General features: G+C 73.5%; 10 protein-coding genes. 7 read left to right on the top strand and 3 right to left on the bottom strand.

From position 1 onward, the window contains the following. On the bottom strand, positions 1-2,273 hold a 2,273-nt coding region (locus ACFQ11_RS34600; RefSeq protein WP_378306601.1), incomplete at its 3' end, for a Tex family protein. Between the two features lie 437 nt (positions 2,274-2,710). Between ACFQ11_RS34600 and ACFQ11_RS34605 the strand changes: the two genes are divergently transcribed. After that, positions 2,711-4,018, top strand: coding sequence for a sensor histidine kinase (locus ACFQ11_RS34605; protein WP_378306580.1), 1,308 nt, complete (start codon positions 2,711-2,713; stop codon positions 4,016-4,018). After that, positions 3,970-4,617, top strand: a complete 648-nt coding sequence (locus ACFQ11_RS34610; protein WP_378306582.1) for a response regulator transcription factor — start codon at positions 3,970-3,972, stop codon at positions 4,615-4,617. Before ACFQ11_RS34605 ends, ACFQ11_RS34610 begins: the two co-directional genes overlap by 49 nt. 13 nt (positions 4,618-4,630) lie before the next feature. Here the strand turns inward: ACFQ11_RS34610 and ACFQ11_RS34615 are convergent, their stop codons facing one another. After that, the gene (locus tag ACFQ11_RS34615; RefSeq protein ID WP_378306584.1) at positions 4,631-5,050 is read right to left on the bottom strand and encodes a cupin domain-containing protein; all 420 of its coding nucleotides are present in this window, start codon (positions 5,048-5,050) and stop codon (positions 4,631-4,633) included. 59 nt (positions 5,051-5,109) lie between these two features. Here ACFQ11_RS34615 and ACFQ11_RS34620 point away from each other — a divergent pair, with 59 nt between their 5' ends. The 4 genes from ACFQ11_RS34620 (at position 5,110) to ACFQ11_RS34635 (ending at position 9,417) form a co-directional block, all read left to right on the top strand. Then, on the top strand, positions 5,110-5,580 hold the full coding sequence (locus ACFQ11_RS34620; RefSeq protein WP_378306587.1) for a MarR family winged helix-turn-helix transcriptional regulator: 471 nt from the start codon (positions 5,110-5,112) through the stop codon (positions 5,578-5,580). 206 nt (positions 5,581-5,786) lie between these two features. After that, positions 5,787-7,619, top strand: coding sequence for a glycosyl hydrolase family 18 protein (locus ACFQ11_RS34625; protein WP_378306589.1), 1,833 nt, complete (start codon positions 5,787-5,789; stop codon positions 7,617-7,619). Positions 7,620-7,852: 233 nt separating this feature from the next. Continuing rightward, positions 7,853-8,686 (top strand): alpha/beta fold hydrolase, encoded by an 834-nt coding sequence (locus tag ACFQ11_RS34630; protein WP_378306603.1) that lies wholly within the window; start codon positions 7,853-7,855, stop codon positions 8,684-8,686. Then, positions 8,683-9,417: an HAD family hydrolase gene (locus ACFQ11_RS34635; RefSeq protein WP_378306591.1), complete on the top strand. Its 735-nt coding sequence runs from the start codon at positions 8,683-8,685 to the stop codon at positions 9,415-9,417. The genes ACFQ11_RS34630 and ACFQ11_RS34635 overlap by 4 nt, the downstream gene beginning before the upstream one ends. On the opposite strand, the gene ACFQ11_RS34640 is transcribed toward ACFQ11_RS34635, so the two are convergent. Next, a complete protein-coding gene (locus tag ACFQ11_RS34640; protein ID WP_378306593.1) occupies positions 9,326-9,802 on the bottom strand; it encodes a hypothetical protein in 477 nt (158 codons plus the stop codon). The genes ACFQ11_RS34635 and ACFQ11_RS34640 overlap by 92 nt on opposite strands. Before the next feature lie 227 nt (positions 9,803-10,029). On the opposite strand from ACFQ11_RS34640, the gene alaS reads away from it, so the two are divergent. Further along, positions 10,030-12,499: alanine--tRNA ligase (gene alaS / locus ACFQ11_RS34645; RefSeq protein ID WP_378306596.1), on the top strand; the 2,470-nt coding region annotated here is incomplete at its 3' end.

Genomic DNA, 12,499 nt, shown 5'->3' on the forward strand with positions numbered 1-12,499 from the left:
CCGCCGCCGCCCTCGGCGCCGTTCTCGCCACCGCCGCCGGCCTGGCCGCCGCGGCCCTGCCGCCGGTCGCGGGAGTCGCCGCGCCGGCCGCCGCCCTGCTCGCCGCCCGGCTCGTCGTCCAGCCGCAGCGTCAGCGAGATGCGCTTGCGCTGGAGGTCGACGTCCAGCACCTTGACCCGGACGATGTCGCCGGGCTTGGCGACCTCGCGCGGATCGGACACGAACTTGTCGGACATCGCGGAGATGTGGACGAGCCCGTCCTGGTGCACGCCGACGTCCACGAACGCGCCGAACGCGGCGACGTTCGTCACGACGCCCTCGAGGATCATGCCGGGTTCGAGGTCGGAGAGCTTGTCGACGCCCTCCTTGAACGCGGCCGTCCGGAACGCCGGACGCGGGTCGCGGCCCGGCTTCTCCAGTTCGGCGATGATGTCGGTGACGGTCGGCAGGCCGAACGTCTCGTCGACGAACTCCTCCGGGCGCAGGCCGCGCAGCACGGCCGTGTTGCCGATCAGCCCGTTGATGTCGCCGCCCGCCGCCCCGAGGATGCGGTGCACCACCGGGTACGACTCGGGGTGGACCGACGACGCGTCCAGCGGGTCGTCGCCGCCGCGGATGCGCAGGAAGCCCGCGCACTGCTCGAACGCCTTCGGGCCGAGCCGCGGCACGCCCTTGAGCCCGTCGCGGCTGCGGAACGGGCCGTTGGCGTCGCGGTGCGCGACGATGTTCTCCGCGAGGCCCTCGCCGATGCCGGACACGCGGGTCAGCAGCGGCGCGGAGGCGGTGTTGACGTCGACGCCGACGGCGTTCACGCAGTCCTCGACGACGGCGTCGAGGGAGCGCGACAGCTTCACCTCGGAGACGTCGTGCTGGTACTGGCCGACGCCGATCGACTTGGGGTCGATCTTGACGAGCTCGGCGAGCGGGTCCTGCAGCCGCCGGGCGATCGAGACGGCGCCGCGCAGCGACACGTCCATCCCGGGCAGCTCGCGGCTCGCGTACTCCGACGCCGAGTACACCGACGCGCCCGCCTCGGACACCATGATCTTGGTGAGCTTCAGGTCGGGGTGCCGGGCGATCAGGTCGGCGGCGAGCTTGTCGGTCTCCCGGGACGCCGTCCCGTTGCCGATCGACACGAGGTCCACGCGGTGCTCGCGCGCGAGCCGGGCGAGGATCTCGATCGACTCGTCCCACTTGCGGCGCGGCTCGTGCGGGTAGATCGTCTCGGTCGCGGTCACCTTGCCGGTGGCGTCCACGACGGCGACCTTCACGCCGGTGCGCAGGCCCGGGTCCAGGCCCATCGTCGCGCGGGACCCGGCGGGCGCGGCGAGCAGCAGGTCGCGCAGGTTCGCGGCGAACACCCGGACGGCCTCGTCCTCGGCCTCCTGCCGCAGCCGGGTGCGCAGGTCGATGCCGAGGTGCACCAGGATGCGGGTGCGCCACGCCCAGCGGACGGTGTCGGCGAGCCACCCGTCGGCGGGCCGGCCCCGGTCGACGATGCCGAACCGGCGCGCGATCTCCGCCTCGTAGGACGTCCGGACGCCCGGCTCCCGCGGCTCCTCCTCCGGTTCGAGGTCGAGGTCGAGGATCTCCTCCTTCTCGCCGCGGAACAGGGCGAGGACGCGGTGCGAGGGAAGCCTCTCCAGCGGCTCCGCGAACTCGAAGTAGTCGGAGAACTTGGCTCCGGCCTCCTCCTTGCCCTCCCGGACGCGGGAGGTCATCCGGCCCTGCTTCCACATCCGCTCGCGCAGTTCGCCGATGAGGTCGGCGTCCTCGGCGAACCGCTCGACGAGGATCGCGCGGGCGCCCTCCAGCGCGGCGGTCTCGTCCGCGACGCCCTTCGCGGCGTCGACGTAGGCGGCGGCCTCGGCCCGCGGGTCGCGGCCCGGGTCGTCCAGCAGCAGGTCGGCGAGCGGTTCGAGGCCCGCCTCGCGGGCGATCTGCGCCTTGGTGCGCCGCTTCGGCTTGTACGGGAGGTAGACGTCCTCCAGCCGCGCCTTCGACTCGGCCGCCATGATCCGGGCGCGCAGCTCGCCGGTCAGCTTGCCCTGCGACTCGATCGACTCCAGGATCGCGGCGCGCCGTTCGTCCAGCTCGCGGAGGTAGCGCAGGCGCTCCTCCAGGGCCCGCAGCTGCGCGTCGTCGAGCGCGCCGGTCGCCTCCTTGCGGTAGCGGGCGATGAACGGGACGGTCGCCCCGCCGTCGAGCAGGTCCACCGCGACCCGTACCTGTCCTTCGCGGACGCCGATCTCGTCGGCGATCCGGCGGGTGATCGGCGGCGGGCCGTCCGCCGCGGCGGGCTGCTCGGTAACGGTCTGCTCGGTGGCCGTCTGGCCAGTGGTCGCTGTCACAACTTCGATTCGCTTTCTCCCCTGGGTGTCGCAGTGCATTGTCCAGGGAACCGGGCCGCTTGTCTTGTCACCCGGCGTGCCCCGGCTCCCGCTGCGCCGCCCGCCCACCGTACGGCCTGCGTCCGGCGGGCCACGTCCGGTGGGCCACGTCCGGTGGGCCGAGTCCGGCGGGCCACGTCCGGCGGGCTCCCGGCACCGGCCGCGCCCGCACGCGCGGGCGCCTCGGTGTCCTCGCGCGCCGGAGAGGGTGGGCGAAACTCCACCCGTCGCCCGCGCGGGACGTGGGCTTGAGCCCACTGCCGTCCGGGGCACGGAGCCCGAGAATGGGCGCAGAGCATCGTCGGACGCCTGGAGGAACGTTGAACGAGCGCGAGCGGCTTCTCGATCGCCGGGGAGGCGTCGTCCAGCGGGCCTTCCTCAATCTGGTGCGCGGGCTGGTCCAGGTCATCGTGGCGTGCGCGGTCGGGCTGCCGCTGTTCATCCTGACGGTGGTGTCGGTCCTCCTCATCCCGCTCGGCGCGGGGATCTTCCTGACCCCGGCCATGGTGCTGGCGCTGCGCGGCGTGGCGAACCAGCAGCGGTCGTGGGCGGCGGACTGGTCCGGGGTGCGGATCGCGTCGCCGTACCGGCCCCGGCCGTCCGGCCGCATGGGTCCGGGGCGGCTGCTGGGGTGGCTGCTGCGCGACCCGGCGACGTGGCGGGACCTGCTGTGGGCGCTGCTGAACACCCCGTTGGGGCTCGTCTTCGGGGTGCTCGGCGGGGGCCTGACCCTGTACGGGCTGGAGGGCGTGTTCGTCGCGCCGTGGCTGGCGACGGTCACCGACTACGGCTGGGGCCCGTTCTGGATGCTGGACGACTGGGGCGTGCTCGGCTACGCCGGGACGGTCGTGCTGGGCGCGGCGCTCGCGGCGGTGTCGGTCCCGGCGGGCACGGCGTTCCTGAAGGGGCACGCGCTGTTCTGCCGGGCGCTGCTCGCGCCGACGCGGGGCGCGCTGGCTGAGCGGGTGGAGCGGCTCACCGAGACGCGGTCGGGGACGGTGGACGCGTCGGCCGCGGAGCTGCGCCGGATCGAGCGGGACCTGCACGACGGCGCGCAGGCGCGGCTGGTCGCGCTGAGCATGAACATCGGGCTGGCCGAGGAGTTGCTGAAGCACGATCCGGAGGCGGCGGCGCGGCTGCTCGCCGAGGCGCGGGAGGCGGGCGGCACCGCGCTGACGGAGCTGCGCGACCTGGTCCGGGGCATCCATCCGCCGGTGCTGGCCGAGCGGGGGCTGGACGGCGCGGTGGCGGCGCTGGCGCTGAGCCTGCCGCTGCCGGTGGACGTGCGGGTCGGGCTGCCCGGCCGCGCCGACGCCCCGGTGGAGTCGGCGGCCTACTTCGCGGTCGCGGAGTCCCTCGCCAACGTCGTCAAGCACGCGGGCGCGCGGCGCGCCTGGGTGCGGGTGGAGCACGACGGCGCCCGCCTGCGCATGGTCGTCGGGGACGACGGGACGGGCGGCGCGGACCCCGCGGCCGGCGGCGGGCTGCGCGGGATCGAGCGCAGGCTGGCCGCGTTCGATGGGACGATGGCGGTGTCGAGCCCGACCGGCGGCCCGACCGTCGTGACCATGGAGCTGCCGTGCGCGTTGTCATCGCCGAGGACCTCGCCCTCCTCCGGGACGGCCTGATCAGGCTGCTCGAGGCGTTCGGCTGCGAGGTGGTCGAGGCGGTCGACAACGGCCCGTCGCTGCTGCGGGCGCTGACGACGCACCGCCCGGACGTCGCGGTCGTGGACGTCCGGCTGCCGCCGACGTTCACCGACGAGGGGTTGAAGGCCGCGCTGGAGGCGCGGCGGGAGGTCCCCGGGCTGCCGGTGCTGGTGCTGTCGCAGCACGTGGAGCAGTTGTACGCGCGGGAGCTGCTGTCGGGCGGCGGCGGCGGCATCGGCTACCTGCTGAAGGACCGGGTGTCGGACGTGAGGCAGTTCGTCGAGGCGGTGCGCCGGGTCGCGGGCGGCGGCACCGCCCTCGACCCGGACGTCGTCGCGCAGCTGCTGACCCGGCACGCCCGCGAGGAGCCGCTGCGGGCGCTGACCCCCCGCGAGCGCGAGGTGCTCGGGCTGATGGCCGAGGGACGGACGAACGCGGCGATCGCCGCGCGGATGTTCGTCACCGAGAAGGCGGTCAGCAAGCACACGAACAGCATCTTCGGCAAGCTCGGGCTGCCCCCGTCGGAGGACGACAACCGGCGCGTGCTGGCCGTCCTGGCCTATCTGAACGCCGGGTAGGGCGGCGTCCGGTTCACCGCGCCCAGGGCGGGACGAGCCGCTCGTCGCCCTGCGGCGCGATGTCGCATCTGCCGGTGTCGACGAGCGCGTCCGGGTCGTAGACGAGGCAGCCGGCGTGGGCGGCGACGACGGCGCTGAACCCGGTGTCCGGATCGGTGGACATCTGCCGGGGGACGTCCGCGGGCAGGACGAGCGTGTCGCCGGGGCCGACGCGCCGCGTGCGGCCGCCGACGTCGACGGTGGCCGCGCCGTCCAGGAACGTCCACACCTGTTCGGTGTCGAAGGCGTGCCGGGGGCCGGTCTTGCCGGGGAGGAAGTCGACGCGCCAGACGGCGAGCCCGGCGGTGCCGCCCTGGGCAGGGGTCGCGAACGTGGTCATCGTCCCGTTCGGTGTCTCGGTGCGGCGGACGTCGGCGTTGCGGACGAGGGTCATGGCCGGATCCCCTAAGTTAGACAATGTAGTTGTCGATATAGTCAACGAGGTTGTCCTTCATGTCAAGCGACTCCCCCGGCTTCGAGCTGCCGCTGCGGATGTTCCTGGCGTTCCGCGCGTGCATCGACGAGGTCCACGCCGACCTGGCCGCCCACGGGCACCCCGACCTGCGGCCCATGCACGGGTTCGTCTTCCAGGCGATCACGCGCGGCGGCTCGTCGGCCGCCGAGCTGGGCCGCCGGCTCGGCGTGTCCAAGCAGGCCGCGGGCAAGATGATCGAGACGCTCGAGGGCGCGGGCTACGTCGAGCGGGTGCCCGACCCCGGCGACGCCCGGCGCAAGATCGTCCGGCTCACGCCGCGGGCCGCCGACGTCCTGGAGCGCTCCGAGCGGGCCTTCGAACGCGTCCGCGCCGACTGGTCGCGGCGGCTCGGCCCCGGCCGCGTCCGCGCCCTGGAGGACGACCTCCGCGCCCTCACCCCCGGCGACCCGTGGCGGCTGGACGCGCCCGGCTGGTTCGGCGGGGCCTGAACTTTTTCCGCCGCCCGTCCGGCCCGTACGTGCGCAGGCCGACGCCCGGACCAGCGCCCGCGCCGCCCACCGGTCCCCGCACGGCCGCCGGGCGCACTCTTGAACGGCCGGACCCGCCCGGTTACCATCGCTCCAATTCTTAGGAAACTTTCCTAAGAGTTGAGCGGGGATTCCTGTTTGCTCGGGGGCCGAACGAACGGAGAATCATGTCAAGACCGGGCGTACGGCGGGCCATCGCGCTCGCGGGCGCGGCCGTCCTCGCGGCGGCCGGCGGACTCCTCACGGCGACCCCGGCCGCGTCGGCCGGAACCGTCACCGCCACCTGTACCAAGACCTCCGACTGGGGCACCGGCTTCGAGGGCCGCTGCACGATCACCAACGAGACGGGCGCCGCGATCGACGGCTGGACGCTCGTCGCCGACCTGCCGTCCGGGACGTCCGTCGGCGCGACCTGGAACGCGACGAAGACCGTCTCCGGAAACCGGTACACCTTCACCAACGCCGGCTGGAACGGCGCCGTCGCGGCGGGCGCCAGCACGAGCTTCGGGTTCAGCGGGACCGGCCCCGGCTGGTTCACCGGCTGCACCGTCAACGGCGGCGCGTGCGACGGATCCGGCGGGCCGGGCGGCGACACCGAGGCGCCGACCGCGCCGTCCGGGCTGCGCTCCACCGGCAAGTCCGCCACCACCGTCGCGCTGGCCTGGACGGCCTCCACCGACGACGTCGGCGTCACCGGCTACGACGTCTACAACGGCACCGGCAAGGTGCAGACGGTGACCGGCACCCAGACCACCGTCACCGGCCTGACCGCCGAGACCGCCTACACCTTCACGGTCAGGGCCCGCGACGCCGCCGGCAACGTGTCGGCCGCGTCCAACGCCGTGTCCGTCACCACCGACGCGGGCGGCGGCCAGCCCGGGCCCGGCGGCGACAAGGTGATCGGCTACTTCGCGCAGTGGGGCATCTACCAGCGCAACTACCACGTCAAGAACATCCACACGAGCGGCTCGGCCGAGAAGCTCACCCACATCAACTACGCCTTCGGCAACGTCCAGAACGGCCGCTGCACGATCGGCGACTCGTTCGCCGACTACGAGAAGGCCTACACCGCCGAGCAGAGCGTGGACGGCGTCGCCGACACCTGGGACCAGCCCCTGCGCGGCAACTTCAACCAGCTCCGCAAGCTGAAGAAGATGTACCCGCACATCAAGGTCCTGTTCTCGTTCGGCGGCTGGACCTGGTCGGGCGGCTTCGGACAGGCCGCGCAGAACCCGCAGGCGTTCGCCGAGTCCTGCTACAACCTGGTCGAGGACCCGCGCTGGGCGGACGTCTTCGACGGCATCGACATCGACTGGGAGTACCCCAACGCCTGCGGCCTCACCTGCGACAACAGCGGCCCCGAGGCGTTCGAGAACCTGATGGGCGCCCTGCGCGCCAAGTTCGGGAACGGCAACCTGGTCACCGCCGCCATCACCGCCGACGCCAGCGACGGCGGCAAGCTGGAGAAGGCCGACTACGCGGGCGCCGCCAAGTACGTCGACTGGTACCTGCCCATGACCTACGACTACTTCGGCGCGTGGGCCGCGCAGGGCCCGACGGCGCCGCACTCCCCGCTGACGTCCTACCCCGGCATCCCCCAGCAGGGCTTCAACACCGCCGACACGATGGCGAAGCTGACCTCGATGGGCGTGCCCGCGAGCAAGCTGCTGATCGGCATCGGCTTCTACGGGCGCGGCTGGACCGGCGTCACCCAGTCCGAACCCGGCGGCACCGCCACCGGCGCCGCGCCCGGCACCTACGAGGCCGGCATCGAGGACTACAAGGTCCTCAAGAGCCGCTGCCCCGCCACCGGAACGGTCGCCGGGACGGCCTACGCCAAGTGCGGCGGCCAGTGGTGGAGCTACGACACCCCCTCCACCATCGACGGCAAGATGCGCTGGGCCTCCGACGAGGGCCTCGGCGGGGCGTTCTTCTGGGAACTGAGCGGCGACACCACGGGAGGTGAGCTGATCACCGCCATGAGGAACGGTCTCGGCTGATCCACGCGCGGGGGAACCTCCCAGCCCCCGCAGGCCGAGCCACGCGGGCCCCCGACCACCCCCGGACGCCGGTCGGGGGCCCGCCCCTTCCCGGCGTCCGGGTCCCCGGCTCCGGAAGCACCCGGGGCGCTCCGCCCGATTCGCCCGGCCTCCCGGGGCCCTGCGCCGCGCACCGCCCCGGCGGAGATGAGAGCGTGGTCACGACCGAAGGCGAGCTCTCGAACGGGTGGGACATGGTGGACGGCTGGAAGCTGGGGCGCGGCTACGCGAGCACCTCCGGGGAAGTGCGGTGGGAGGTGTTCGGAGAGGAGGGCGCGCAACCCGTCGTCCTCCTGCACGGCACGCCTTTCTCCTCCTTCGTATGGCGCGGCGTCGCGCGCGCTCTGGCCGGCACCTACCGCGTGTACGTCTGGGACATGCCCGGATACGGGGCATCGGAGAAACGCGACGGCCAGGACGTCTCGCTCGCCGCGCAGGGCGAGATCTTCCGCGACCTGCTCGGCCATTGGGAACTGGACGAGCCGCTCGTCGTCGCTCACGACTTCGGCGGCGCCGTGGCCCTGCGCGCCCACCTGCTGCACGGCGCGCGCTACCGGGCGCTGACGCTCGTCGACCCGGTGGCGCTGGCGCCGTGGGGGTCGCCGTTCTTCCGCCTGGTCGGCGCCAACGCCCCGGTCTTCGAGCAGCTTCCGCCGCCGCTGCACCGCACGCTCGTCCGGGAGTACGTGACGTCCGCGAGCAGCCCGGGGCTGCACCCCGCGACCCTCGACGCGCTCGTCGAACCCTGGCTGGACGAGGCGGGCCAGGCCGCGTTCTACCGCCAGATCGCGCAGGCCGACCAGCGGTACACCGACGAGATCCAGGACCGCTACGGCGAACTGGCGATGCCCGTCCTGGTGTGCTGGGGAGCCGACGACACGTGGATCCCCCTGGACAAGGGCCGTGAACTGGCCGGCGCCGTCCCGGGGGCCCGCCTGCGCGTGATCGAGGGCGCCGGGCACCTGGTTCAGGAGGACGCCCCCGCCGAGCTGACCGCGGCCGTCCTCGGTTTCCTGCGCACCGCGTGATCGCCGCGGTCCTCTTCGACCTCGACGGGACGCTCCTCGACCACGACGGCGCCGCCGCGGACGCGATCGTCCGGTCGTTCCCGGACGCCGACGCCGCCCGGCTCGTCCCGCGCTGGCTGGACCTCGGCGAGGCCGCGATCGAACGGTACCTCGCGGGCGAACTCGACTTCACCGGCCAGCGCCGGGCCCGCATCCGGGCGCTGGCGCGCGACCTGGGCCTCGGCACCTGGGACGACGCCCGCGCGGACGCGTGGTTCGACGGCTACACGGCCCTGTACGAGGCGGCGTGGCGCCCGTACCCGGACGTCGTCCCAGCCCTCGCGGCGCTCGCCGCGCGCGGGCTGCCGCTCGGGGTGGTCACCAACGGGGACGTCCGCCAGCAGCGCTCGAAACTCGACCGGCTCGGGCTCGCGGAGCGCCTGCCGCACCTCACCGCGTCGAGCGAGGCCGGCTGCGCGAAACCGGCCGTGGAGATCTTCCACGCCGCCTGCGCGGGCCTCGGCCTGGAACCGGGCTCCGTCGCCTACGTGGGCGACCGTCTGATCACGGACGCGCGGGGCGCCGCCGCCGCGGGCCTGACCGGCGTCTGGCTCGACCGCTCGGGCGACCCCGCGCCCGACCACGCGGGCGTCGTCCGCATCACGGGCCTCGACGCGCTCCCCGGCGTGCTCGGAGACCGGGCCTCGGCAGATCGGCGTCGCAGAAGACGCACACGTAGTGATCGTCCTTGACCACGTTGAGCTCCGCGCAGGACGGGCAGTGGCGGAAGACGAACACGTCCGTGAAGCCGTCCGGACGGGCGATGCCCGCGCGGTCGAGGGCGGCGGCGACGTCCGTCCACGACTCGGGGCCGGGGCAGTAGCCGGTCGACTGGTTCGTCACTTCGACGACCCGCCCGCCCTCGAGGACGATCTCGCCCGCGGCCAGGACCGGACGCCCTCCCGCGCAGGACACGTGCTCGCTGCGGCGGGGCGCAATCCGCAGGACGCCGTCCAGATCGACGACGTAGGTGAAGGGCTCGCCGCCGTCCTCGCCCGCCCCCATTCCGACGGGTTCACCGAACGTGCCGGGCTCGACCCGGTCGAGCAACTCGGCCGGGCCCACATATTCGTACACGCGCACCACGCTAGAACTCCGCCGCGTCGGCGGGCGAGTCGTTAACGGTGTGCGGGACGGAAGCTCCGCGCGCTATCGTGAAACGAACGTCCGCGAGTCAGGAAGAACCATGGCCTTTCACGAGGTGGGGCGGCGAGCTAGCCGCGCCGAGCCGGGGAACGAGCAGTCGTGCCCGGCCCGGCTCGGCGGTGTGCTCCGTCACCCCATCGACCTCGTGAGGCCGTTCCATGCGCTCTTCTGACATCCGCACGACCTTCCTGGACTTCTTCCGCGAACGCGATCACCGCGCCGTCCCGTCCAGCCCGCTCGTCCCCTCCGATCCCACGTTGCTGCTGGCGAACGCGGGGATGAACCAGTTCAAGCCGTACTTCCTCGGCGAGGCGGAGCCCGGCCACCCCCGGGCGATGTCCGTGCAGAAGTGCGTGCGCACCTCCGACATCGAGAACGTCGGCCGCACCGCGCGGCACACGACGTTCTTCGAAATGCTCGGCAACTTCTCCTTCGGCGACTACTTCAAACAAGAGGCGATCTCCTGGTCGTGGGAGCTGCTCACCGAGCACTTCGGACTCGACCCCGGCCGGCTCTGGGTCACCGTCTACCTGGACGACGACGAATCAGTTCGGCTCTGGCGGCGCATCGGCGTCCCGTCCGACCGCATCCAGCGACTCGGAATGAAGGACAATTACTGGTCGATGGGCATTCCCGGCCCCTGCGGCCCCTCCTCGGAACTGCATTACGACCGCGGACCGCGCTACGGCCCCGAAGGCGGCCCCGCCGTGAACGGGGAGCGCTACCAGGAACTCTGGAACCTCGTCTTCATGCAGAACCTCCGCGGCGAGGGACCCGCCAAAGAGGGCTACCCGATCCTCGGCGAACTCCCCGCGAAGAACATCGACACCGGCCTCGGGCTCGACCGGCTCGCGGCGATCCTGCAGGACGCGGACGGCGTCTGCGAGACCGACCTCGTGGGCCCGACGCTCCGGCTCGTCCGGGAGCTCGCCGACCGCGACGACGAACCCGTGTCGGCGCGCATCGTCGCCGAGCACTCCCGCTCCATCGCGTTCCTCATCGCCGACGGCGTCCTGCCGTCCCCCGACGGGCGCGGGCACGTCCTGCGCCGGCTCATGCGCCGCGCGATCCTGCACGCCCGCCGCATCGGCATCGACGACGCGCTCGCGCCCCTCACCGCGAGCGTCGTCGCCGGCCTCGGCGAGACGTGGCCGGAACTCGCGTCGCACGCGGAACTGATCCGGCGCGTCGTCACGTCCGAGGAGGAGGGCTTCGAGCGGACGCTCCGGCAGGGCACCCGCTTCCTCGACACGGCGATCTCCCGCTCGTCCGGGACGATCTCCGGCGAGACCGCGTTCACGCTGCACGACTCCTACGGCTTCCCCATCGACCTCACCCTCGACGCGGCGCGCTCGGCGGGCCTCACCGTCGACGAGGACCGGTTCGGGGAACTCGTCGAGGAACGCCGCCGCCGCGCCCACGACGCCGGCCGGGACACCAAGCGGACCGCGGTCGCGCGCCGCGACCTCTACCGGCGCCTGCTCGCCGAGCACGGCCGCACCGAGTTCGTCGGCCACGACACCACCGAGGCGGAGACGCGGATCCTGGCGCTCGCCGGCCGCGCCGACGCGTCCGCGGGCGACGAGGCCGAGGTGATCCTCGACCGCAGCCCGTTCTACGCCGAAAGCGGCGGCCAGGTCGGCGACACCGGCGAGATCCGCACCCCCACCGGCACCCTCCGCGTGCTGGACACGCGCCCCGAACTCGGCCTCCACGTGCACACCGTCCGCGTCGTCGACGGCGACGTGCGCCCGGGCGTCCCGGGCCACGCGGTCGTCGACGCCGACCGGCGCGCCGCGACCGCCCGCTCGCACAGCGCGACGCACGTCCTGCACGCGATGCTGCGCCGCGTCCTCGGCGACCACGCGGCGCAGCGCGGCTCCCGCGTCGAGCCCGGCAGGCTCCGGTTCGACTTCGCGCACTTCTCCCCCGTCGACACCGCCCCCGTCCAGACCCTCGTCAACGACTACCTCCTCGACGACCCGCAGGTGCGCGTCTGGGAGGCGTCCCGCGGCGAGGCCGAAGCGGCGGGCGCCCTCGCGCTGTTCGGCGAGAAGTACGACGAGACCGTCCGGATCGTGGACATCGGCGACGCGTCCCGGGAACTCTGCGGCGGCACCCACGTCGCCCACGGCACGCAGACCGGTCCCGTCCACATCATCGGCGAATCCTCGATCGGCACCGGGCTCCGCCGCATCGAGGCGCTCACCGGCGCCGACGCGCTCCGGCACTACGACCACGAACACGCCGTCCTGACCGAACTCGCGAACCTCCTCGACGCGCCCCCCGATCAGCTGACCCGGCGCATCGAGGTCCTCGTCGAAGCCCAGCGGGAACTGAAGGCCCTGCAGCGCAAGAGACTCGACGACCTCGTGACGGCCCTCGCGTCCGCCCCCGAACACCACCCGGGCGGCCGCCTCATCGCCCGCATCGTCGACGTCCCCGACCTGCGGGCCGTCGCGACGAAGCTGCTGCCGCACGCCGACGCGGTCGTCCTCGGCGCCCGCCACGACGGCAAGGCGGCGCTGGTCGCCGCGCTCGGCCCCGGCCTCGACGCCCCGGAAAGCGACCTCGTCGCCCGCGCGTCCCGCGGCGTCGGCGTCGGCGCCGGCGGCCAGGGCCGCGTCG

Source organism: Actinomadura sediminis (assembly GCF_042675525.1).
Taxonomy (GTDB): domain Bacteria; phylum Actinomycetota; class Actinomycetes; order Streptosporangiales; family Streptosporangiaceae; genus Spirillospora; species Spirillospora sediminis.